At 70.7% G+C, this 22626-nt stretch carries 18 protein-coding genes and 1 other RNA gene; 17 read left to right on the forward strand and 2 right to left on the reverse strand.

Annotation, left to right across the window (positions count from 1 at the left end; all coding sequences use genetic code 11):
• Window positions 1-64: 64 nt before the first annotated feature.
• The 3 genes from ssrA to ABZ374_RS06950 all read left to right on the forward strand — a co-directional run bounded on the left by ssrA (window position 65) and on the right by ABZ374_RS06950 (window position 2824).
• Window positions 65-434: a transfer-messenger RNA gene (gene ssrA, locus ABZ374_RS06940) on the forward strand.
• A gap of 445 nt (window positions 435-879) precedes the next feature.
• A complete protein-coding gene (locus tag ABZ374_RS06945; RefSeq protein ID WP_360307282.1) occupies window positions 880-2286 on the forward strand; it encodes an NAD-dependent malic enzyme in 1407 nt (468 codons plus the stop codon).
• Window positions 2287-2542: 256 nt separating this feature from the next.
• Window positions 2543-2824, forward strand: a complete 282-nt coding sequence (locus tag ABZ374_RS06950) for an HU family DNA-binding protein (RefSeq protein WP_355539945.1) — start codon at window positions 2543-2545, stop codon at window positions 2822-2824.
• A 158-nt stretch (window positions 2825-2982) separates the two neighbouring features.
• On the opposite strand, the gene murA is transcribed toward ABZ374_RS06950, so the two are convergent.
• Complete coding sequence (murA, locus tag ABZ374_RS06955) at window positions 2983-4326, reverse strand: UDP-N-acetylglucosamine 1-carboxyvinyltransferase (RefSeq protein ID WP_360307285.1); 1344 nt, start codon at window positions 4324-4326, stop codon at window positions 2983-2985.
• A 151-nt stretch (window positions 4327-4477) separates the two neighbouring features.
• Between murA and ABZ374_RS06960 the strand changes: the two genes are divergently transcribed.
• The 12 genes from ABZ374_RS06960 to ABZ374_RS07015 all read left to right on the forward strand — a co-directional run bounded on the left by ABZ374_RS06960 (window position 4478) and on the right by ABZ374_RS07015 (window position 18901).
• A complete protein-coding gene (locus ABZ374_RS06960; RefSeq protein WP_360307288.1) occupies window positions 4478-4852 on the forward strand; it encodes a hypothetical protein in 375 nt (124 codons plus the stop codon).
• Between the two features lie 4 nt (window positions 4853-4856).
• The gene (locus tag ABZ374_RS06965; RefSeq protein WP_360307291.1) at window positions 4857-5414 is read left to right on the forward strand and encodes a YqgE/AlgH family protein; all 558 of its coding nucleotides are present in this window, start codon (window positions 4857-4859) and stop codon (window positions 5412-5414) included.
• 119 nt (window positions 5415-5533) lie between these two features.
• Window positions 5534-5851 (forward strand): DUF3039 domain-containing protein, encoded by a 318-nt coding sequence (locus tag ABZ374_RS06970; RefSeq protein ID WP_360307294.1) that lies wholly within the window; start codon window positions 5534-5536, stop codon window positions 5849-5851.
• A 378-nt stretch (window positions 5852-6229) separates the two neighbouring features.
• Complete coding sequence (locus ABZ374_RS06975) at window positions 6230-7063, forward strand: FAD binding domain-containing protein (RefSeq protein WP_360307779.1); 834 nt, start codon at window positions 6230-6232, stop codon at window positions 7061-7063.
• Window positions 7060-7629 (forward strand): 2Fe-2S iron-sulfur cluster-binding protein, encoded by a 570-nt coding sequence (locus tag ABZ374_RS06980; RefSeq protein WP_360307297.1) that lies wholly within the window; start codon window positions 7060-7062, stop codon window positions 7627-7629. Before ABZ374_RS06975 ends, ABZ374_RS06980 begins: the two co-directional genes overlap by 4 nt.
• Window positions 7630-7659: 30 nt before the next feature.
• Window positions 7660-9831, forward strand: a complete 2172-nt coding sequence (locus tag ABZ374_RS06985) for a xanthine dehydrogenase family protein (protein WP_360307300.1) — start codon at window positions 7660-7662, stop codon at window positions 9829-9831.
• 121 nt (window positions 9832-9952) lie between these two features.
• A complete protein-coding gene (locus ABZ374_RS06990; RefSeq protein ID WP_360307303.1) occupies window positions 9953-11362 on the forward strand; it encodes an MFS transporter in 1410 nt (469 codons plus the stop codon).
• A 216-nt stretch (window positions 11363-11578) separates the two neighbouring features.
• Window positions 11579-13999: a hypothetical protein gene (locus tag ABZ374_RS06995; RefSeq protein ID WP_360307306.1), complete on the forward strand. Its 2421-nt coding sequence runs from the start codon at window positions 11579-11581 to the stop codon at window positions 13997-13999.
• On the forward strand, window positions 13996-15006 hold the full coding sequence (locus tag ABZ374_RS07000) for an aminoglycoside phosphotransferase family protein (RefSeq protein ID WP_360307309.1): 1011 nt from the start codon (window positions 13996-13998) through the stop codon (window positions 15004-15006). The genes ABZ374_RS06995 and ABZ374_RS07000 overlap by 4 nt, the downstream gene beginning before the upstream one ends.
• 132 nt (window positions 15007-15138) lie before the next feature.
• A complete protein-coding gene (locus ABZ374_RS07005; protein WP_360307312.1) occupies window positions 15139-16920 on the forward strand; it encodes a DEAD/DEAH box helicase in 1782 nt (593 codons plus the stop codon).
• 442 nt (window positions 16921-17362) lie between these two features.
• Window positions 17363-18034 carry a helix-turn-helix domain-containing protein gene (locus ABZ374_RS07010; RefSeq protein WP_360307315.1) on the forward strand — a complete coding sequence of 224 codons (672 nt, stop codon included), beginning with the start codon at window positions 17363-17365 and terminating at the stop codon, window positions 18032-18034.
• A gap of 87 nt (window positions 18035-18121) precedes the next feature.
• On the forward strand, window positions 18122-18901 hold the full coding sequence (locus ABZ374_RS07015) for a S16 family serine protease (protein WP_360307318.1): 780 nt from the start codon (window positions 18122-18124) through the stop codon (window positions 18899-18901).
• Window positions 18902-19022: 121 nt separating this feature from the next.
• Here ABZ374_RS07015 and ABZ374_RS07020 read toward each other — a convergent pair whose 3' ends face one another.
• Window positions 19023-19490 (reverse strand): Lrp/AsnC family transcriptional regulator, encoded by a 468-nt coding sequence (locus ABZ374_RS07020; RefSeq protein WP_360307321.1) that lies wholly within the window; start codon window positions 19488-19490, stop codon window positions 19023-19025.
• Window positions 19491-19562: 72 nt separating this feature from the next.
• Between ABZ374_RS07020 and ABZ374_RS07025 the strand changes: the two genes are divergently transcribed.
• On the forward strand, window positions 19563-20930 hold the full coding sequence (locus tag ABZ374_RS07025; RefSeq protein WP_360307324.1) for an FAD-linked oxidase C-terminal domain-containing protein: 1368 nt from the start codon (window positions 19563-19565) through the stop codon (window positions 20928-20930).
• Between the two features lie 602 nt (window positions 20931-21532).
• Window positions 21533-22399 (forward strand): helix-turn-helix transcriptional regulator, encoded by an 867-nt coding sequence (locus ABZ374_RS07030; protein WP_360307327.1) that lies wholly within the window; start codon window positions 21533-21535, stop codon window positions 22397-22399.
• Window positions 22400-22626 lie beyond the last annotated feature (227 nt).

A 22626-nucleotide genomic window follows, 5' to 3' on the forward strand; every position in this document is an offset into this window, starting at 1 on the left:
GTCGGGCCGTCGGGCAGGGCACCAGGGTTCCTCGGAGCCTCGGTGGTTGCTTGACAACTCAATAGGGGGTGATCGGTTTCGACTGCGGCTGTCGAAGCAGAGGAAGCGAGCCGAGGAAGCGACAATGATCTCGTTAACCACCTGTCGCAAACAAATAATCGCCGATACCAAGCGCGATTCCTTCGCCCTCGCTGCCTAAGCGAGTATCCGAAGGTGTCAGACCGGATGCGTCCCCGCTCCGGACCCTGGCATAATCTAGGGGACTCCACCGTACGACCCGGTTACGGGGTGGTACGGGACAAAAAACAGTAACTGGGCCTGTCGGTGTCTTGTCCACGTGAACACCGGGGCCGAGAAAATCGTTGTGGACTGCGCTCGGAGAAGCTCTGGTTCTGCACCGTAGGACGCGGGTTCAATTCCCGCCACCTCCACCCCTGTTGACGAAAAGACCCGGTGTGCCTGCACACCGGGTCTTTTTGCGTTCCGGGAAAGCTGTGTGCTCCGGGAGACCGTGCATCCCGGAAGAGGCGTGCGTTCCCGAAAGCGACGAACCGGCGGCCCTGGGGGCCGCCGGTTCGCGAAGTCGAGGACACCGACCCGCCAATGCTCGCCTCTCGGCAAGTGGTCCCTCGTAGGGACTAATGGTTGGGCCCGGGGGCTTGGATCGAGCCGGTGTCGTCGACCAGCGTAGCCGACCGTCCGGCGGCGCCGGAATGATCGGCGAAGGAGGAGGATCACAGTTTGCGGAGCCGTCGGCTCCGGGTAGAGCGGGGCCGCGGCGCGGCCCGCGGCCCCGTCCGTGTCCACGAAGTGAGACCATCGGGAGCGATGCGACGCCGTGGGAAACGGGTGTCGCAGCGATCGGAGGAGAAAGAGTTCATGCCCGCAGCGCCCAGCGCCTCGTACTCGATCACGGCTCGGCTGGAGGTCCCCGCGGGGGGCCGATCGGTCAGCCGGCTCACCAATACGGTCGAATCCGCCGGGGGGTCGATCACCGCGCTCGACGTCACCGCGTCCGGCCACGAGCGCCTGCGGATCGACGTCACGATCGCCGCGACCTCGACCGACCACGCGGACCGGCTCGTCGAGGCGATCCGGCAGATCGAGGGGGTCACCCTCGGCAAGGTCTCGGACCGAACCTTCCTGATGCACCTCGGCGGCAAGATCGAGATGCAGTCCAAGCATCCGATCCGCAACCGTGACGACCTCTCGATGATCTACACCCCGGGTGTGGCCCGGGTGTGTCTGGCCATCGCGGAGAACCCGGACGACGCGCGCCGGCTGACCATCAAGCGCAACACCGTCGCGGTGGTCACCGACGGCTCTGCGGTGCTGGGCCTGGGCAACATCGGCCCCAAGGCCGCGCTGCCGGTGATGGAGGGCAAGGCGGCCCTGTTCAAGCGGTTCGCCGGGATCGACGCCTGGCCGATCTGCCTGGACACCCAGGACCCGGACGAGATCGTCCGGGCGGTACAGGTGATGGCGCCGGGCTTCGCCGGGATCAACCTGGAGGACATCTCCGCGCCGCGCTGCTTCGAGATCGAGCGTCGGCTGCGCGAGACGCTGGACATCCCGGTCTTCCACGACGACCAGCACGGCACCGCGATCGTGGTGCTGGCGGCGCTCACCAACGCCCTGCGGGTGGTCGGCAAGAAGATCGAGAATGTGCGCATCGTCATGTCCGGCGCGGGCGCGGCGGGCACGGCGATCCTCAAACTTCTGCTGTCCGCGGGCGCCGGCCACGTGGTGGTCGCGGACGTACACGGCGTGGTGCACACGGGTCGTACGGACATGGGCGAGGACCTGCGCTGGATCGCCGAGCACACCAACGAACAGGCCCTCAGCGGCACCCTCAAGGAGGCCGTGGTCGGCGCGGACGTGTTCATCGGCGTGTCGGCGCCGAACGTACTCGCCGGCTCCGACATCGCCGCGATGGCCCCGGACTCGATCGTGTTCGCGCTGGCCAACCCGGATCCCGAGGTGGACCCGGCGGCGGCCCTGGAGCACGCCGCGGTGGTCGCCACCGGCCGCAGCGACTTCCCGAACCAGATCAACAACGTGCTCGTCTTCCCGGGTGTCTTCCGAGGTCTGGTGGACGCGCAGAGCCGGCACATCACCAACGACATGCTGCTCGCCGCCGCGCGGGCGCTGGCGTCGGTGGTCACCGACGACGAAGTGAACCCGAACTACATCATTCCGAGCGTTTTCCACCCGGAGGTGTCCGCCGTGGTGGCGGCGGCGGTGCGGGACGCGGTGTTGGCGGAGCGGCAGAACCCTGCGGGATGAGCGTCGGAACCCTGCGGGATGATCGTCGTACTGTCCGTACGGATCCCGGTTGCAGGGGCCCCCGAACGGCCCCGTAATCTGCCGGAACCGCGAAATCACGGGGCTTTCCCAGTGATTTCGCGTGTCCTTGATTAGCTTCCGGGCATGGATGAGTGCAGGATTCGTCCCCGGGGCAAGAACAGCGAGTTGGACTGAACCACGTTTGCGACCACGTTCGTGGTCGTCGGCGGAGGTCAGCAAGACACGGGAGTGACACATGAACCGCAGTGAGCTGGTGGCCGCCCTCGCGGAGCGCGCCGACGTGACCCGCAAGGACGCGGACGCCGTACTGAGCGCGCTCGCCGACGTCGTCGGCGAGATCGTCGCCAAGGGTGACGAGAAGGTCTCGATCCCGGGCTTCCTCACCTTCGAGCGCACCCACCGCGCTGCCCGCACCGCGCGGAACCCGCAGACCGGTGACCCGATCGACATCCCGGCCGGCTTCGGCGTCAAGGTTTCGGCGGGCTCGAAGCTCAAGGCCGCGGCCTCGGGCAAGTAAGCCCGTAGCGCCCCGGAGGAAAACCGGAAGGGCGGCTTCCCCTCGGGGAAGCCGCCCTTCCGGCGTTGTGGGGTCCACCCGGACCCGTTCCGGCCCTCCTCGGGCCCCTGTGGCCCCGGGAAGGGGGCACCGGGGCCCGAGCGGCCGGCGGAAAATCGTCAGGCGACGCTCTCGGTGACCCGCATCGGCAGCTCCACGCGGGCGCCCAGGGCCTCCAGCTTGGCCTGGAAGTCCTCGTAGCCGCGTTCGATCAGGTCGATGCCGGTGACCCGCGAGGTGCCCTCCGCGGCGAGGGCGGCGATCAGGTACGAGAAGCCCGCGCGCAGGTCCGGGATGTCCAGGTCGGTCGCGTGCAGCTTGGCCGGTCCGGAGATGACCGCGGAGTGCTGGAAGTTGCGCTGGCCGAAGCGGCACGGCGTGCCGCCCAGGCACTCGCTGTAGAGCTGGATCGTGGCGCCCATCTGGTTGAGCGCGGAGGTGAAGCCGAGCCGCCGCTCGTAGACCGTCTCGTGCACGATGGACAGCCCGGTGGCCTGGGTCAACGCGACCACCAGCGGCTGCTGCCAGTCGGTCTGGAAGCCGGGGTGCACGTCGGTCTCCAGCGCGATCGCGTTCAGCGGACCGCCCGGGTGCCAGAAGCGGATGCCCTCGTCCTCGATCGAGAACGCGCCGCCGACCTGACGGAAGACGTTCAGGAACGTCATCATGTCGAGCTGGCGGGCGCCGCGGACGTAGATGTCGCCGTGGGTGGCCAGCGCCGCGCAGGCCCAGGAGGCGGCCTCCAGGCGGTCCGGCAGGGCGCGGTGGTCGTAGCCGCCGAGCTTGGACACGCCGGTGATCCGGATCACCCGGTCCGTGGTCACCGAGATGATCGCGCCCATCTTCTGGAGCACGCAGATGAGGTCTATGATCTCCGGCTCCACCGCCGCGTTGGACAGCTCGGTGGTGCCCTCCGCGCGCACCGCGGCCAGCAGCACCTGCTCGGTGGCGCCCACGCTGGGGAACGGCAGGCTGACCTTGGTGCCCTTGAGGCCGTTGGGCGCCTCGATGTAGAGCCCCTCGGGGCGCTTGGTGATCACCGCGCCGAACTCGCGCAGCACGCTGAGGTGGAAGTCGATCGGTCGGTCGCCGATCATGCAGCCGCCCAGGTCCGGGATGAACGCGCGACCCAGTCGGTGCAGCAGCGGCCCGCAGAACAGGATCGGGATCCGGCTCGAACCCGCGTGCGCGTCGATGTCCGCGACGTTGGCCTGTTCGACCTGGGTCGGGTCCATCAGCAGCTCGCCGGGCTCGTCGCCGTCGCGCACCGCCACGCCGTGCAGTTGCAGCAGGCCCTTGACGATGCGTACATCGCTGATCTCCGGGACGTTGCGCAGCCGACTCGGCGCCTCGCCCAGGAGTGCGGCCACCATCGCCTTCGGCACCAGGTTCTTGGCGCCCTTGACGCGAACCTCGCCCTCAAGCGGGGAACCGCCGTGAACCAAGAGCACGTCGTCTTGCATGAATCCTCGCACTTCTGTGGGTACCGAAGCCGACAGGGGAGATGGGCCGACAGCGCTACACGGTAGTGGGACCGGTGCCGCTCCCGTGCCGACTCACGGCGCCGAAGGGCCCGGGAAAAAGGGTCGTTCGGCCCGTGACCGAAGGGGTCGGATGACCGTCGGCAGGCTTGCGTACTGGGCATTCGCGGGAGCGGTGCTGGTGAACCTGGTCCTCCTGTTCAATCCGGGCAGTCCGGGCGACCCGGCGCCGTTTGTTCCACATCGTGACAAGATCGTGCATTTTCTCTCGTTCGCGGCCATAGCCTGGACCGGTCGGCGTGTCGGAATCGGTCCGTTCGTGCTGGGCGCGGCGCTCGCGGCACACGCGGTGGAGAGCGAACTGGTCCAGCATTTCCTGCTTCCGCACCGCAGCGGCGACCCGTGGGACGTGGCCGCGGATCTGCTCGGCGCCCTCGGCGCGCTGACACTCGCCGGCCGACTTCCTCGCGGGGTGGCACACCGCGACGCGGCGGTTGCGGGATCATGAGCGCATGACCGAGGTAACGCTCACCGGACGCCTGCTCGTGGCCACGCCCGCGCTGGCCGATCCCAACTTCGACCGGTGTGTGGTCTTCCTCCTGGAGCACGACGAGGACGGCACCCTCGGCGTGGTGATCAACCGCCCCAGCCCGGTGGACGTCAACGACGTGCTCGTGCCGTGGTCCAAGATCGTCAGCGAGCCGCCCGTGGTCTTCCAGGGCGGTCCGGTCGCGATGGACTCGGCACTGGCCATCGCGTCGGTGCCGGGCGGGGCCGAGCCGCTGGGCTGGCGTCGCGTGCACGGCGGCCTGGGGCTGGTCGACCTGGACGTGCCGCCCGAACTGGTCGCCGCCGACTTCGGCTCGATGCGGGTGTTCGCCGGGTACGCGGGGTGGGGGCCGGGGCAGTTGGAGACCGAGCTCAAGTCCGGTGCGTGGTACGTGGTCGACTCCGAGCCGGGCGACGCGTTCACACCCGCGCCGGACCGGCTGTGGCGGGCGGTACTGCGGCGCCAGGTGGGCGAGTTGGCCATGGTCGCCACGTATCCGGAGGATCCGACGCTGAACTGACGGCGGGGCGGGGCCGGAGCGGGGCCGGGCCCGGGCGTGCGCCGGGTGGTGCGGACCGCGACGCGGGCGTGATCCAACGCGCCGTTCGGTGCCGCCGACGTCTGGCTATCCTGGTGGGCATGACCACTCCCCAGAGCTTCCCGGAGCCGGAGCACGGGACGGGCACCGGCACGCTGATCGAGGAGACGCCGAAGCTCTCCCACGGCGACGGTGACCACGAGCGCTTCGCGCACTACGTCCAGCGCGACAAGATCATGGAAAGCGCGATGTCCGGGAGCCCGGTCATCGCCCTTTGCGGCAAGGTCTGGGTGCCGGGTCGCGACCCGAAGAAGTACCCGGTCTGCCCGATGTGCAAGGAGATCTACGAAACGATGCCGGCCGGCGGGGCCGGTGGCGACAAGGACAAGAGCGGTGGCAAGAGCGGCGGCAAGAAGTAGGTCGCCGCGGATGTACTGATGGTGCCGGAGGCGTCGGTCGTGGTGACCGGCGCCTCTTGCGTTGCCCGGGTGCGGGGCTTCGGGTGTCGGGTTCGGCTTCCGGTCCCGCCTCCTGTCTCGCATCCCGTTCGGGTGGCGTCTCTCGCATCCCGTTCGGGTGGCGTTCGGCGTCGCGCCGGCGTCGCGTCTCGTGTCGGTCGGGAAGGTCCGTTCGATTTGGTCGGAGGCCGGTGTTTTACGGCTTCGGAGCGGGTCTGGGCGGGCCTGGTGGCGTTCGGGAGTGCCGGGGTTTCGGGTTGCCTCAAATCTGTGCCGGGTCGGCCCTTTCGGTCGGCGCGTGGCAATAGGGTGGGCGGCGCTGTGGACGCGACGATCTTGATGCCGCTGTCGCTCGACGAGGCCGTGGACGCCCTCGCGCGCGATCCCCGGGCACTGCCGGTGGCCGGGGGGACCGACCTCATGCCCCGCGTCAACGCCGGAACGGTGCGACCGCCGGCCCTGGTGGGTCTGGCCAAGGTCGCCGACCTGCGGCGGTGGGGTTACGAGGGCGATTTCGTCATGCTCGGCGCCGGGCTGACCTGGGCCCGGCTCGCGGACGCCGACCTGGCCTCGCTCGTCCCGGCGTTGGCCGCCGCCGCCAACGAGGTGGGCACCGCGCAGGTGCGCGCGATGGGCACGCTGGGCGGCAACATCCTCGCGAGCGGCCGCGCCGCCGACTCGCTGCCCGTACTCGCCGCCCTGGAGGCCACCGTGTCCTGCCGTTCGCCGGGCGGAGTGCGCGAGGTCGCCCCGCATCTGCTCGCGCCCCAGGCGGGTCCGATCGCCGAACAACTGTTGCGCCCGGGGGAGTTGATCACCGGCGTGCGGGTGCCGTTGCTGCGCGGCGTGCAGGAGTTCGTCAAGGCGCCGGTGGGTGGTGGGCGACACCTGACCCTGGCGCTGGTGGCCGGTCCCGTGGTCGGCGACGTGCGTTGTGCGGTCGGCGGGGCGCATCCCGGTCCGGTGCGCGCGTTCGCGGCCGAACAATGGCTGGCGGGACGGATGGACCCGCACACGGGTCGGCTCTCGGACGCGCGCGACGCGGCCGACTTCGGCCGGTTGGTCGCGGACGAGATCCGGCCCGAGGCGGAACAGCGGGCCGCCCGGGCGCACCTGCGGCACGTGGTCGCGGTGTGCGCGCGGCGCGCGGTACAACGGGCGTTCGGCGGATGAGCGGCCCCGGGTTCGACTTCGACGCGGCCCCCACCACGTCGTACGTCCTGCGCGTCAACGGCGAGGCGCGGCTGATCGAGAACGCCTGGATCGGCGAGAACCTGCTGTACGTGCTGCGCGAGCGGCTCGGCCTGCCCGGCGCCAAGGACGGCTGCGGACAGGGCGTCTGCGGGACCTGCACGGTGCACCTGGACGGGGTCGCGGTCTCCGCGTGTCTGGTCGCGGCGGCCACCCTGGGCGACCGCGAGGTGCGCACCATCGAGGACCTGGACAACGACCCGGAGACCGCCGGGGTGCAGCGCGCGCTGGTCGAGTCCGGCGCGGTCCAGTGCGGATACTGCGTGCCGGGAGTGGTCGCGTCCGCGTGTGCGCTGCTGGCCCGCAGCTCCGAGCCGGGCGAGGTGGAGATCCGGCGGGCGCTGGACGGGCACCCCTGTCGGTGTGCCGGGCCGCATCCGATGGTGGACGCGGTGCGCACCGCGGCGCGCAGGCGCGCCCCGCGCGAGACCCACTCGACGATGATGTTCAACGTGATCGCGCCGCCGGCGGCCGGCGGCACCGAGTGATCGGCGAGACCAAGTGATCGGCACGAATCGGTGATCGGCGAGTCCGCACCGCGCCCCGACGGGGACGCCAAGGCACGGGGGCGGTTCTCCTACACCGGCGACCTGTGGGCGCCCGGCCTGCTGTGGTGCGTGCTGGTGCGCTCCCCGTACCGGCACGCGCGGATCCTGGACGTGGACCCGGCCGGGGCCTACGCGGTGCCGGGGGTGCGCGGCGTGGTCACCGCGGCGGATCTGCCGCCGGGCGCGTGCCACGGGGTGATCGTGGCCGACCGGCCGGTGCTCGCGGACGGCGTGGTGCGCTTCGCCGGGGAGGCGGTCGCGGCGGTCGCCGCGGAGACGCTGCACGCGGCGCGGGCCGGCGCCGCGGCGGTGCTCGTGTCGTACCAACCGTTGGAGGCCGCCTCGGATCCCGAACACGCCTTCGCCGGGCCGCCGTTGCATCCGGACGGCAATGTGCTGCGGCACATCGCGCTGCGCCACGGGCGGCCGGTCAAGCTGCGCCGGGACGGCACGCCGGTGGACGAGGTGGTGGTCGAGGGGCTGTACGAGGTGCCCGCGCAGTACCAGGCCAACCCGGCCACCGACGCCGCGCTCGCGCTGCCCTCGCCGGACGGCGGCGTCGAACTGCACGTGGCGTCGCCGTATCCGCACGCGGATCGGGACCAGGTCGCGGAGTGTCTGGGGCTGCCCGCCGGGATGGTCCGGTTGATGCCCACCGGCGCGGGCGGCTCCGCCGGCACGCGCGAGGACGTCGGACTGACCGCCGTGGTCGCGCTGTTGGCGCTGCGCACCGGGCGGCCGGTCAAGGCGGTGCTGGAGCGGGACGAGTCGTTGTCGGTGGGCGGACATCGGCACGCGGCCCGGATGAAGTACACCCATCGGGCGGATCGGGACGGCCGGTTGCTCGGGGTGGAGGCGCAGATCATCCTGGACGGCGGCGCGTACGCGGGTGTCTCGGCGGAGGTGATCGGGCGGCTGATCGGCTGCGCGGCCGGGCCGTACATGGTGCCGTACGCGGCGGTGGACGCGTGGGCGGTGCGGACCAACAATCCGCCGGCGGGGGCGATGCGTGGGCCCGGCGCGGTGCAGGTGTGCTTCGCGCACGAGGCGCAGATGGACAAGCTCGCGGACGCGCTGGGGATGGACCCGGTGGAGTTGCGGCTGCGCAACGCGCTCAGCTCCGGAACGATGTTGACGACGGGTCAGGTATTGGACGGGCCGGTGCCGGTGGGGGCCGCGTTGCGGGCGGTGGCCGAGGCCGCGCCGCCGGCCGCGCCGCCCGCGCCCGGGACGTTGCGCGGGACGGGGTACGCGGTCGGGTTGATGCCGCTGCTGGGCATCGAGGGGGCCGACGAGTCGTCGACGGCGACCGTGCGACTGGACGGTGGCGTGGTGACGGTGACCTGCGCGGCGGTCGAGGTCGGGCAGGGCTTCGTGACCCTGGTCCGGCAGATCGTGGACGAGGTGTTGGGGGTGCCGGACGCGATCGTGCTGCAGGCGGGCACCGCGTTGCCGACGGCCGGGGCGCCGGGGGTGGGGCGGCATACCTGGCTGACGGCGGGCGCGGTGGAGCAGGCGGCGCGGGAGATCCGCGAGCGGCTGTTGGCGCCGGTGGCGGCGCGGTACGGGATGACGGCGCGGTTGTTGGACGTGCGGGACGGGCGGATCAAGTCCTACGACGGGCTGATCGACCTGTCGGTGGACGCGATGTACGAGGACACCGCGACGGTGACGACGGCGGGCGCGTGCCGGGCGCCGAGCACGGAGCCGCTGGACGACGCGGGGCAGGGCAACGCGTACCCGGCGGTGGCCTTTTCGGCCTGTCGGGTCGTGGTCGACCTGGATCCGGAGTTGGGCACGATCCGGGTGGTGGACGTGACCGGCGCCTACGACGCGGGGCGGGTGTTGGATCCCGGGCAGGCCCGGGTGCGGGTGGAGAGTTCGGTGGCGATGGGGGTCGGGCTCGCGCTGACCGAGGACATCGAGTCGGTGTGGTCGCCGCCGGGGACGTGGGACGTGCCGGCGGTGCGGGTCGCCGCGTGGATCGAGGAGCCGCAACCGGGCGCGCCGTTCGGCGCGAAGGGCCTGGGCGACGCGGCCGTCGTGCCGGTGCCGGCCGCGGTCGCGGCGGCGGTGCGGGATGCGACGGGGCTGGAACTGCCCCGCTTGCCGCTGCGGCCTCGGGACGTGGTGGTGGAGTAGCGCAGGAGCAGCGGGTGTTGCTCGGGCTGGTCGGGTTGCTCGGGTGGCTTGGTGCTGCTCGGTGCTGCCGGGTGCTGCTCGGGGATAAGTAGGTTGATATGCCAGGGTCTAGGCTGTCTCGGTGACAGCCGTAGGGGAGTCGAAGTCCACGCGACGCAGCGCCGAGACGTCCGGCGATCGGGAGCCCGGGGTGCTGACCCGGCCCTATCTTCAGCTCACGCTCGGCATCGTGTCGGTCGTCCTGCTGATCGCCTTCGAGGCGATGGCCGTGGGCACCGCGATGCCGGTGGCGGTCGAGGAACTCGACGGCGTGCCGCTGTACGCCCTGGCCTTCTCCGCGTTCTTCACCACGAGCCTGCTCGCCATGGTGGTCTCCGGCGAATGGTGTGACGCGCGTGGACCCCGACTGCCGCTGTTCGGCGGGATCGGGGCGTTCGCGGCCGGCCTCGTGCTGGCCGGCACCGCGCGGTCGATGTGGCCGTTCATCGCGGGCCGGGCCGTGCAGGGCCTCGGCGGCGGGCTGGTGATCGTGGCGCTGTACGTGGTGGTCGGCAAGGCGTACCCGTCCGCGCTGCGCCCGCGGGTGTTCTCGGCGTTCTCCGCGGCGTGGGTGCTGCCCTCGATCGTCGGGCCGCCGGTGGCCGGCCTGGTCACCGATCACCTGGGCTGGCGCTGGGTGTTCCTGGCCATTCCGGTGCTCGTGGTGTTGCCGATCATGATGATGCTGCCGCAGCTCAAGCGGATGGCGGGCGAGCCGGATCCGGACGCGCGGATGAACCGGGGCCGGATCCGCGCCGCGCTCGGCGCCTCGGTGGGCGCGGGCATGTTGCAGTACGGCGGCCAAGACCTGAACGTGCCGGGCGTGTTGTCGGCGGTCGCGGGCCTGGCGCTGATGGTGGTGACGGTGCCTCGGCTGTTGCCGGCGGGGACGTTGCGCGCGGTGCGCGGGCTGCCGGCGGTGATCCTGTGTCGGGGTGTGCTCGCGAGCGCGTTCTTCTCGGTCGAGTCCTTCGTACCCCTGATGCTGATCAGCGAGCACGGCCTGTCGCCGACGCGGGCGGGGCTGACGCTGACCGTGGGCGCGCTGTCCTGGGCGCTGGGGTCCTGGTACCAGGGCCGATCGCCGCACGAACGTCGGCCGCTCCTGGTCCGGATGGGCTTCCTCTTCGTGGCCGTCGCGATCGGCGGGGCACTGCTGGCGCTGGTCCCCGGCGTATCGCCGTACGTGGTCACGGTCGGCTGGTTCTTCGGCGGCGCCGGCATGGGCATGGCCGTCTCGTCGATGAGCGTGCTCACCCTCGACCTGTCCACCCCGGAGGAGTCGGGCACCAACTCCTCCTCCCTCCAGGTCGCCGACTCGCTCGGCACGATCGTCATGGTCGGCCTGGCCGGCGCCATCTTCGCCGCCCTCCACGAGGGCACCGGCAAGGACTCCGGCGTCTTCACCCTGATCTTCGCCATCATGCTCGCCACGGCCCTCCTCGGCACCCTCCTCGCCCCCCGCCTCCACCCCACCCCCCAAACCCCCTGACCGCTCGCCCGATCACGGTCTCGATTCGCAAACCCACCCACCGACACCGAGCACCGGACCGATTCCACTACGCGCGCGCATTCCCCCGACTACCCTGAGTCCCGACGGCCTGCTCCGGCGCGGGCTTCGGGGATCGGGGGAGACCTCATGCCGTTGCAACCACGATTTCGTAGGTCCGCGGGTTCTCAGCGCCGGTTCGTCGACCGGGAAGAGGCCATGGCGGTCTTCGAGGACGCCTGGACCGCCGGCGGGGACGGCCTGCGGGTCGTGAACGTGACGGGCGTCGGCGGGATCGGCAAGTCTCGATTCCTGCGTGAGTGCCAGTCGCGACTGGAGCCCGAGGCCCGCACCGTACTGCTCGACCTCCAGATCCCGGCCCTGCGCGAACAGGACGCCGCACTCGCGGTGTTGCGAGCACGCCTGGGAGCCCTGGGTGCCTCGTTTCCGCGATACGACCTCGCCTATCTCGCACTGTGGCAGCGTCTGCATCCCCACCTGCAGATCTCGCTCGCCGATGTGGCCGCCCGGCAGCAGAGCGAGGTGCTGGCCGATCTCGCGGACGCGGTGGGCGGGTTGCCGGTCTTTCGGACCGTCGGTGGGCTGCTCCGGTTCGCCGGTCGCTCATCCGCGAGGTTCAAGCGATGGCGTTGGCTCAGGAACGACGAGACCCTGCAACGGCTCGACGAACTCGACCCCGCCGAACTCGCCGACGCCGCCACATTCCTGTTCGCCGAGGATCTGCGCCTGGCGAGCGTGGAGCAGCGATATCTGGTCTGTATCGACGCGTACGAGGCACTGGTGGGCGGCAGCACCAGGGCGGGCCGTACCGCCGGGCTCGACTCGTGGTTGCGCGACCTGGTGTCGCAGTTGGATCGGGGCCTGGTCCTGATCGCGAGCCGAGAGCCACTCGGCTGGCAGACGTACGACAGTCAGTGGACCGCGCACCTGACCCAGGTGCCGCTCGACGGGCTGCCGATGACCGCGCGGGTCGAACTGCTCGAAACGCACGGGGTGTCCGATCTCCGTGCGCGCACCGCCCTGGCGCGGGCCAGTTCCGGCGTGCCCTTCTACCTGAACCTGGCCCTGGACGCGGACTCCGGCGCCGAACAGGGTGACAGTGCGCTGACCACAGCCGTGTCGGGGGAGGAAATCCTCGAACGTTTTCTTCAACACGTGGACTCGCAAGAGGTGCGGTTGCTCGAAGTCCTCGCGGTGGCACGCACGATCGACTTCGACATCTTTCGCACCGTCGCGGCGGCCTTCGGATTGTCGGCGGACCGGCGGACCTGGGAGACGCTGACCGCCTACTCCTTCGTCCAGCCGGCCGGCGTCGAGCGATTCCAACTGCATCAATTGATGGCCACCGAACTGAGGGCACGTCAGACGGCGTCGATGCGCCAGGCCGTGCATCGCGTGTTGCGGACCCTGTGGCGCGAACGGGCCGACCGCAGCGTGGCGGGCCCGGCGAGTACTCGGCGGACAACCGGGGCAAAGTTGCGCGAGGTCGTCTTCCACAGCATGTATGCCGGGGAGTTCACCCCGGCCGATCTGCTCGCCCACACGGCGGAGATCGTCGCGAGTGGCGGGATCCGGTCCCTGGGAGGTGTGGTCGAGGATGTGCGGCGCTTCTGTGCGGCGGGCGACCACCCCCGCGCCGAGTTGGAGATGGCCGCGCGCTGTGTGGAGGCCGAGACGGCGATCCTGGTCGGGGACGTCGAGCAGGCCGAGGCATTGACCCGCGGCCTGGCGGGTATCGACGGCGGCAGCCCGGCCCAGGTACGTCTGGCCCTCGCCGGCGCAGACGCGTTGCGGGTGCTCGGTCGAACCTCGGAGGCACTCGCGCGGTACTCGTCGTTGTGGCAGTCGGCCACGATCCCGGAGGGCCGCAGTGCGGCGCTGTGGGCGGCGGACCTCTACATGGCCGGTGGACGCTTTCGCGACGCGGAGAACCTGGTCAACGGGCTTACCGGCACGCTTGGTCGGGACGAACACACACTGCGCGGGGACACCGCGAGGCTGATTCACCTGGGTCGGCGGTTCGCCTTCGATTTCCCGGCCGCCCGCAGCAGTCTGGATCAGGCGCAACTGCACTACCTGGAGGCCGGGTCCGCGGTCCGACTCGCGAATCTGGTGGTCAATCGCGCCGAGTTCCTGGCCTGGACGGAGCCCGAGCACGCCGGTGACGTGGCGGACGAGGCGATCGCGGTGCAGCGGGACATCGGTGCCTTGCACGAACTCGGCAAGGCATACACGGCCAAGGCACTGGCTCTGCTGCGGTGCGGGCGCACCGCCGAGGCCGAGGCGTCCTTGGACACCGCCCTGGAAGTGCTGGGACGTGCTCGCTACCGCTCGGGAACGGCCCGGGCTCAGCTCGTCCGATCGCTCATCATGCTCCGCCGCGGTGAACCGGAGAATGCCCGGAGCACCGCGGAGTGGGCGATTCGTGAATTCGAGGGGGCGGAGGTGTATCCGACGCTCGTCCTCGCGGCACTGCACATGCTGCGCAGATCGGGGCCGGCGCAACCGGCGCACGCGGCGTCCCTCGCCCGGGCACGTGCGGCAATCCGCCCGGTCGACTCCCTCGGGGCGCTCGAGGCGCGAGTCGACGCATGGGTCGCGACCATCGTGGGGGAATGACCATGACACCGGATCCGCTGACGCTCTATCGCACGGCACGCGCGTCCGAAATGAGCGCGTCCGGGTTCTACAACGACAATGTGCGCGTCGAGACGGACGACGGACCGGTGATCGTTCGCATCCCGATCCACGGTGCGGACGGCATGGATCTGCGGATGTGGCCCGAGCACGAGGTGATCCGGGCGGTGGCGCCGTGGGCCTCGGAGATCCCCGCCGTATTGCATGTGTCGCACGATCCGGCGTTCCAGATCCACCGCTTCATTGCGGGTGACGTGGTGGACGCGATTGCGGCGCGCGGCAAGTCGGTGCCCGCGCACCTGGCGGGGGATGTGGTGCGCTTCTTCCGGGACATGTCGCGAGTGCCGATCGAAGCGCTCCCCGCTCTGCCTGCGGATTGGCCGAAGGACGGTGACACCGCCGGCTTCGGGGCGCTGCTCTCCGCCGTGACCGCCGATGTCTGGCGGCGCTTTCGGGAGCCCTATGCGTCGCTGTATGCGGCGTTGGGGGTCCCGGCGGATCCGCTCGGCAGGGTGGAGGCGGACTGGGCGACGATGACGAGGCGTCCGTTTCGTGCGCTGCACTGTGACATCCACCGCAAGAATCTCATCGTGGCCGCCGGCCGGACCCACTTCCTCGACTGGGAGCTGGCCCTGTGGGGAGACCCGTTGTACGACTTGGCGGTGCACCTGCACAAGATGGACTACTTCCCGGCCGAGGCCGGGGCGGTGCGCGATGGGTGGCTCGCGGCGATGCCCGCCGACACGCGGGCGGAAGCCTTGGTGGATCTGCCCGTCTACATCCGACACGAACGGGTCAAGTCCGCTCTCGTCGACACGGTTCGGTACGCCAAGTTGATCCCGACGGCGGACGCGGCGAGCGAACCGCGGCTGGTGGCGTCGTTGACGACGAAGCTCAATCGTGCCCGCGCGGTTTGGGGTGTGGAGGGTTTGGTGGAGGGCGAGCAGGTTCGGCGGATTTTGGGCGCCTTCGGGTCGGTGGCGGACTGAAGGCGGAGCCGGGTGGGCGGCTTCGGAACGCGGCGGCGCAGGCGAGGTTCGGGGCAAGGGCCCGGGTGGGGGCTCGGGTAGCCTGAGGGCTTGGTGTCGGGTGGAATTCCGGGTTGGAGCAGAGTCGTCGCAGTGAGTATTGCAGCCGCGTCCCATCTGTCCCCGGCCTTCCCGAATCGTGCCTCCTGGGGTACGGCGAACAAGCTGCGTGCGTGGCAGCAGGGGGCCTTGGACACCTATCTCGAACGGCAGCCTCGGGACTTTCTCGCGGTGGCCACGCCGGGTGCCGGCAAGACGACGTTCGCGTTGCGGATCGCCTCGGAGTTGCTGGAGGCGCACGTGATCCATCAGGTCACCATCGTTGCGCCGACCGAGCATCTCAAGAAGCAGTGGGCCGAGGCCGCGGCACGCATAGGTCTGCGGATCGACCCGAATTATTCGAGTTCGTCGGGGCCGGTGTCGCGGGAGTATCACGGGATCGCGGTCACCTACGCGGGTGTCGGCGTGCATCCGATGTTGCATCGGCGGCGGGTGGAGAACCGTAAGACGCTGGTGATCCTGGATGAGATCCACCACGCGGGCGACAGCAAGTCGTGGGGCGAGGCGTGCATGGAGGCGTTCGAGCCGGCGACGCGCCGGCTCGCGCTGACCGGCACGCCGTTTCGGTCGGACATCAATCCGATTCCGTTCGTCGCGTACGTGGAGGGCAAGGACGGCATTCGGCGTTCGTCCGCCGACTACACGTACGGCTATGGCCACGCGCTTTCGGACGGGGTGGTGCGGCCGGTCATCTTTCTGTCGTATTCGGGCGACTTGAGGTGGCGGACCAAGGCCGGGGACGAGATCGCGGCCTCGTTGGGCGAGCCGATGACCAAGGATGCGATCAGCCAGGCCTGGCGTACCGCGCTGGATCCGCAGGGTGCCTGGATGCCGCAGGTGTTGCGGGCCGCGGACAAGCGGTTGGGCGAGGTGCGCAAGGCGATTCCGGACGCGGGTGGGTTGGTGATCGCCACCGACCACGAGTCGGCGCGGGCGTACGCGCGGATGATTCGGGAGATCACCGGGCAGGGCGCGACCCTGGTGTTGTCGGACGACACCGGCGCGTCGAAGAAGATCGAGGACTTCTCGGCGTCCGAGGATCGCTGGATGGTCGCGGTGCGGATGGTGTCCGAGGGGGTGGACGTGCCTCGGCTTTCGGTGGGGGTGTTCGCCACCACCATCTCCACGCCGTTGTTCTTCGCGCAGGCCGTGGGCCGATTCGTCCGGGCCCGGCGGCGGGGCGAGACGGCCTCGGTGTTCCTGCCTTCGGTGCCGACGCTGCTCCAGCACGCGAACGAGATGGAGATCGAGCGCGATCACGTGTTGGACCGCCCGAAGAAGGAGGGCGGGATGTACGACGAGGAGGACGCCCTCGTCGCGCAGGCCAACGCGCAGCAGGACGAGCCGGGGCAGCAGGAGGAGTTCGCGTTCGAGGCGCTGGAGAGCGAGGCGCGGTTCGACCGGGTGTTGTTCGACGGTGCGGAGTTCGGGCTCCAGGCGCACGTGGGCAGCGAGGAGGAAGAGGAGTACCTCGGCCTGCCCGGACTGCTCGAACCCGACCAGGTGCAGATGTTGCTCCAGTCCCGGCAGGCCAAGCAGGTGGCCAAGAGCCGGCGCAAGCCGGACCAGCAGGCCGACCTGTCGGAGAAACCGGCGGACCAGCGACCGGTGGTGACGCATCGTCAGATGACCTCGATGCGCAAGGAACTCAACACGATGGTGGCCGCGTGGCACCACCGCACCGGGCAGACCCACGGGCAGATCCACAACGAGCTGCGCCGGGTGTGCGGCGGGCCGGCGGTGGCCCAGGCGTCGGCCGGGCAGTTGGAGGCGCGGATCGGGAAGATTCGCGAGTGGGCCACGTCCGGGCGGTGAGATTCACGGCGGCCGGGGCGCGACTCGGGCCGGTACGGGGAGTCGGTTCGTGGCCGGCGATCTCATGGGTTGGGACGGTGTGTCCGGCTGGTGAGTACGGGGCTGCTCGGTCGTGGTCCTGGGGACACGTGTCGAGGATCGCATTTGGCGATTTGTGCGGTATGTGCTAGACGTCCTGGTTCAGCGGAGATTTTTCCTGTCCGTATCCCGGATATCCGGTGCCAAAACTGCCCTCTCTGGTTAGCGTGATCTTCCGACGCGCCGCGCAGGAGGAACCGTCCTTCGCGGACGTGGGAATCCGTTCGGCCTGCCCGCCGAGTGGCGACGAGTACGTGTCCTGGCCCCATGACCTGGCGCCGCACAGCCTCGCGAATGTGGTGTTTCGTTCGGGGATCGAACGCCGCTGGACGTAATGCAACGTCACGCGAAGGGAGGGGGGTCGGTGGTCGCCGAAACGTCACAGACCCTGGACCGAGGTCTCAAGGTCCTCGAACTGCTCGCCGATGCCTCGGACGGCTTGTCGGTACACGACATCGCCGCCGCACTCGGCGTCAACCGCACCGTTGTCTATCGCATCCTCGCCACGCTCGAACAGCACGGCCTCGTCCGGCGCGACGAGAGCGGCCGCACCAGACTCGGCCTCGGCGCGCTGCAGCTGGCCCGTCGGGCACACCCGCTGGTGCGCGACGCGGCGGTGCCCTGTCTGCGCCGACTGGCCGAGGAGACCGGCGCCACCGCGCACCTGACCATCGTGGACGGCATGGAGGCCCTGGTGGTCGCGGTGGCCGAGCCCACCTGGACCGACTACCACGTGGCCTACCGGGTCGGTTCGCGGCACACGCTGGACGCGGGGGCCGCGGGGTTGGCCATCCTGGCCGCGCGCCGCGTGGTGGCGGGCCTGGACGGGCCCAGGTCCTATGTGTACGCCCCCGGCGACGGTCGGCACACGGTGCCCGGGATCGCCGCCTCGGTGCCGGATCTCGCGGCGGTCGAGTCGAGCGTGGGGATCGTCTCGCTCGGCAACCTGGACACCGAACGGCTGGGCCGCCGAGTGGCCCAGGCCGCGGCCGAACTGTCCGACGAACTGGGCGGGGTACGGGTCTCCGCCGCGTAGTCCCGAGCGTCGCGACCACGCGCGGATCGCCGACCGCGGCTTCGGTGAGGCGAGTCCGGTACGGCGGGTGGGGGCGCGCCGTGTTTAATGCCAGGCGTGGCCCGTACCAAGCTCACCCTCCCGGTGTCCCTGCTCCTCGTCGCGATCCTGTTCCTCTTCGCGTTCCTGGTGCCGATGCCGTACGTCCTGATCACGCCCGGATCGGTGGCCGACACGCTCGGCGAGGACGGGGGGCGGCCGGTGGTCGAGATCTCCGGCCCCGCCGCGGTGTATCCGACCACCGGGCACCTGCTGTTGACCACGATCCACGCGAGCGGGCGCGACGACAAGCGTCGGCTGGCATCGCTGATCGGCGCGTGGTGGGACTCGGAGGAGTCGGTCGTGCCGAGGAAGTCCGTTTATCCGGACGGCAAGTCGGTCGAGCAGGTCGTCGAGACCAACGTCAAGGACATGGTCAAGTCGCAGGACAGCGCGACCGTCGCGGCGCTGAAGTACCTCGGCAAGTCGCCGGACCAGGTCAAGGTGACGTTGCACCTGAACGATGTCGGCGGACCGAGTGCGGGGCTGTTCTTCGCGCTGGGCATCGTGGACAAGCTGACGGAGGGTCAGCTCACCGGCGGGCGGACGATTGCCGGCACGGGGGCGATCGACGCGAACGGCAAGGTCGGGGAGATCGGCGGGTTGCCGATGAAGCTGCTGGCCGCGAAGCGGGCGGGGGCCACGGTTTTCGTTTTGCCGAAGGGGGAGTGCGGGGAGGCCGGGCGGGTCGGGGACGGCGGGCTTCGGCTGATTCCGGTCGAGACGCTCTCGGGCGCGGTTTCGGCGCTCGAGGCGTTGAACGCGGGGGGCAAGGTGCCTTCGTGCTGACGGGGGTTCGGCCTCGTCCGCCGGCCGGCCCGGTCGGCCTCGAACGCCGGCCGGGCCGGGTTCGCCGCCTGCGCCGGCGGGGCTGAGCGGGCTCGAACGCCGGCCTGGCCGGGTGGGCCGGCTATTCGTCCACCGCGGATTCGACCAGGGGCAGGACTCGGTAGGGGACCGGGGTTTCCAGGGCGATGGTGGTGGAGGCGCGGACCACGCCTTCGAGTTCGATGATCTGTTCGATTACGTGTTGTAGGTCCGCGTTCGAGCGGGCGACGATTCGGCACAGCAGGTCGCCTCGGCCGGTGATGGCGTGCACTTCGAGGATCTGGGCCACGCATTCCAGTTGCTTGCGCAGGTCGCGGCCCTGGCCCTGGCGGATCTCCAGGGTCGCGAAGGCGGTCACCGAGAAGCCGAGGGTGGCGGGGTCCACGTCCGGCCCGAAGCCTCTGATCACGCCGGCCTCGCGCAGCCGGTCCAGGCGCACCTGTACCGTGCCGCGCGCTACCGCCAGCCGGCGCGAACACTCCACGACACCGATCCGCGGTGTTTCCACCAGCAACCGGATCAGCGCGGCATCCAACCGGTCGATCTGCAAGGTGCCCTCCCTCGGGGGACTGGTTTCCCGGTGCCTACCCTGGGGCCATTCACGGCCACACCGGGAGGCAGCATGACCACCGACCTGATCACGGCACTGCGGGAGGAACTACCCGCGCACGTCCTGGTGACGGACGCGGACATCGCCGCATCGTACGCGCGTGACATGGCCGGCCTGTGTGCGGCCGGTCACCCTGCGGTGGTGGTCCTGGCCGAGACCACCGAGCAGGTGCAACACGTCATGCGGGTGGCCACCCGACTGCGGGTACCGGTGGTCCCGCAGGGCGCGCGTACCGGCTTGTCCGGCGGCGCCAACGCGGTCGACGGCTGCATCGTGCTTTCGCTCGTTCGGATGAATCGCATCCTGCAGATCGATCCCGTCGACCGTACGGCCGTGGTGGAGCCGGGGGTGATCAACGCCGACCTGTCCAAGGCGACCGCCGAGCACGGCCTGGTCTACCCGCCGGACCCGTCCAGTTGGGAGACCTGCACGATCGGCGGCAACATCGGTACCGGCGCGGGCGGATTGTGCTGCGTCAAGTACGGGGTGACCGCCGAGTACGTGCTGGGCCTGGAGGTCGTGCTCGCCGACGGGGAACTGCTGCGCACCGGGCGACGGACCGCCAAGGGCGTCGCGGGCTACGACCTGACCCGGTTGTTCGTCGGCGCGGAGGGCACGCTCGGCGTGGTCACCCGGGCCACCCTCGCGCTGCGACCGACGCCGCCGCCCGCGTTGGTGACGGTGGCCCAGTTCGCGAGCACCGCCTCGGCGGCCGGTGCGGTCTCGGCGATCATGGCGGCCGGCCACACCCCCTCGCTGATGGAACTGATGGACGGCACCACCCTGCGCGCGGTGAACGCGATGGCGAACATGGGCCTGCCGGAGCACAGCGCCGCGCTGCTCCTGGTCGCGGTGGACACCCCGGAGCCCGCCGCCGAGTTGGCCGCGATCGAGGCGATCTGTACCGAGGCGGGCGCGTTCGAGGCGTTCACCGCCGAGGACGCCGAGGACTCGGCGCTGTTCATGCAGGCCCGTCGACTCGCGCTGCCCGCACTGGAACGGCTGGGCACCAGCATGATCGACGACGTCGCGGTGCCGCGCTCGCGACTCGGCGACCTGCTCGACGGGGTGGCCGCGATCGCCGAGCGGCACGACACGGTGATCGGGGTGTGCGCGCACGCCGGGGACGGGAACACCCACCCGATCGTGATCTTCGACGCGACCGACCCGGCGGCGGTGGAGCGGGCCGGGGTCGCGTTCGACGCGATCATGCGTCTGGGGTTGGACCTCGGCGGCACGATCACCGGGGAGCACGGGGTGGGCGTGCTCAAGCGGGATTGGCTCGCGGAGGAACTCGGGCCGGTGGGGGTTCGGGTGCACCGGGGGGTCAAGGCCGCGTTCGACCCGCTGGGCATCCTGAACCCGGGGAAGGTGATCTGAACCCGGGGAGGTGCTCCGGCCCCGGGAAGGTGATCCGAGCCCGGGCCTGGGGCAGGTGCTCCGGGCCGGGCCGAGGAGGGGGCGGCTCCGTCGGAGGTCCCGTCGGGTACTCCCGGGGTGGCATGTCTCGGGGGTACCCGGGGGTTCGAGTCGTCCTCCGGTAGTAGGGCCGATCGGCACTCCCGGGCGACGCCCGACGGGGGGTGTGGCACCTAGGTTTGTGGGTGTCGCTCCTGTTGGGGCGCACGGTGTCGCCTTCTCGGGCGGGACGGGTTCGTTCGGAGGTGGCGGTCGTGGAGAAGCGGGACAGTCGAGAGGTACGGGTCGCGGCAATCGCACTGCGCCGCCGTCGACAGGCACGCGCGCAGGCCACCGCCCGACTCGTCACCGCGATCCGCCGGGCGGCCTGATTCGCCGGAGCTTGTTCGGGCTTTGGCTGTTCGGCGCTTGATCGCCGGTGGGTGGGCCGCTTCGGGTAATCGGCGGCCGGTGGGTCGGCCGCTTCGGAGCTGCCCGGTCCCTGGGGACGCGCAACCGGGGACTGGTGATCCAGGGACGGATGGGCCCTGGATACCGGTGCGGGGACGTCGGATCCTGTGGGCATGAACGATCGACAGGAGCTGGCCGGCTTTCTGCTGCGCTGCCGGGAACGGCTGTCGCCGGCGGACGTGGGGCTGCCCGATGGGGTCCGGCGCCGTACGGCGGGGCTGCGTCGCGAGGAGGTCGCGCGGCTGGCCGGGATGTCGGTCGACTACTACGCGCGGCTGGAGCAGAACCGGGGGCCGCACCCGTCGCCGCAGCTTCTTGCCGCGTTGGCGCGCGCGTTGCGGTTGGAGGAGGACGGGCGTGATCACCTTTTCCGGCTGGCCGGTCGTGTTCCGCCGGGGCGGTCGTGCGGTGCGGACGAGCATGTGTCGCCCGCGATATTGCTGATCCTGGATCGGCTGCACGATGTGCCGGCGCAGGTGATCTCGGATTCGGGCGACGTATTGGCGCAGAACGCGATGGCGGTGGCGCTGCTGGGGGCGAACGTCGGGCGCAACGTCGTGGTGCGGTGGTTTTGCGAGCCGGGTTCGCGGGAGCGGTTTCGCGGGGCGGACGTGGATGCGATCTCCCGGGCGTATGTGGCCGATCTGCGGGGTGTGCTCGGGGAGCGGCCGGGTGACGCGCGGGTCGCGGGGGTGGTGGCGCGGTTGTGTGCGGGGTCGGCCGAGTTCGCCGCGTTGTGGGCGGCGGCGGGGTCGGGGGGCGGGGACGAGGGGGGCGGCCTGTGCGAGGGGGCCGGGCGGTGGGGGCGGGGGGAGACGGTTTGGCATCCGGAGGTCGGGGAGATCGCCTTGCGGAGTCAGGTGCTTGTCGCCGTGGAGGCGGGGCAGCGGGTGGTCGTTTATTCGGCCCCTGCGGGGAGCCTGGCGGCTGGGCGGTTGGCGTTGCTTCGGGTTGTCGGCGTGCAAACGATGTCGGCCTAGTGGTGGGTGGGTTGGCGGGTCGGGTTGCCCTCGGTCGCCGGGCGGGCGGGTTCGCCTCATGCGCCGGCGGGGCTGGGTGGCCTCATGCGCCGGGCGGACTGGGTTCGCCTCATGCGCCGGCGGGGCTGCCTTGGCCTCATGCGCCGGGCGGACTGGGTTCGCCTCATGCGCCGGCGGGGCTGCCTTGGCCTCATGCGCCGGGCGGACTGGGTTCGCCTCATGCGCCG

The sequence above is a fragment of the Embleya sp. NPDC005971 genome, from assembly GCF_040629175.1.
GTDB lineage: Bacteria > Actinomycetota > Actinomycetes > Streptomycetales > Streptomycetaceae > Embleya.

Excerpts from the sequence above, each read along its gene's own strand:
- ABZ374_RS06945 (WP_360307282.1), top strand. The coding sequence starts at position 880 with ATGCCCGCAGCGCCCAGCGCCTCGTACTCGATCACGGCTCGGCTGGAG.
- ABZ374_RS06950 (WP_355539945.1), top strand. The coding sequence starts at position 2,543 with ATGAACCGCAGTGAGCTGGTGGCCGCCCTCGCGGAGCGCGCCGACGTG.
- murA (WP_360307285.1), bottom strand. The coding sequence starts at position 4,326 with ATGCAAGACGACGTGCTCTTGGTTCACGGCGGTTCCCCGCTTGAGGGC.
- ABZ374_RS06960 (WP_360307288.1), top strand. The coding sequence starts at position 4,478 with ATGACCGTCGGCAGGCTTGCGTACTGGGCATTCGCGGGAGCGGTGCTG.
- ABZ374_RS06965 (WP_360307291.1), top strand. The coding sequence starts at position 4,857 with ATGACCGAGGTAACGCTCACCGGACGCCTGCTCGTGGCCACGCCCGCG.
- ABZ374_RS06970 (WP_360307294.1), top strand. The coding sequence starts at position 5,534 with ATGACCACTCCCCAGAGCTTCCCGGAGCCGGAGCACGGGACGGGCACC.
- ABZ374_RS06975 (WP_360307779.1), top strand. The coding sequence starts at position 6,230 with ATGCCGCTGTCGCTCGACGAGGCCGTGGACGCCCTCGCGCGCGATCCC.
- ABZ374_RS06980 (WP_360307297.1), top strand. The coding sequence starts at position 7,060 with ATGAGCGGCCCCGGGTTCGACTTCGACGCGGCCCCCACCACGTCGTAC.
- ABZ374_RS06995 (WP_360307306.1), top strand. The coding sequence starts at position 11,579 with ATGGCGGTCTTCGAGGACGCCTGGACCGCCGGCGGGGACGGCCTGCGG.
- ABZ374_RS07000 (WP_360307309.1), top strand. The coding sequence starts at position 13,996 with ATGACCATGACACCGGATCCGCTGACGCTCTATCGCACGGCACGCGCG.
- ABZ374_RS07015 (WP_360307318.1), top strand. The coding sequence starts at position 18,122 with ATGCCAGGCGTGGCCCGTACCAAGCTCACCCTCCCGGTGTCCCTGCTC.
- ABZ374_RS07025 (WP_360307324.1), top strand. The coding sequence starts at position 19,563 with ATGACCACCGACCTGATCACGGCACTGCGGGAGGAACTACCCGCGCAC.
- ABZ374_RS07030 (WP_360307327.1), top strand. The coding sequence starts at position 21,533 with ATGAACGATCGACAGGAGCTGGCCGGCTTTCTGCTGCGCTGCCGGGAA.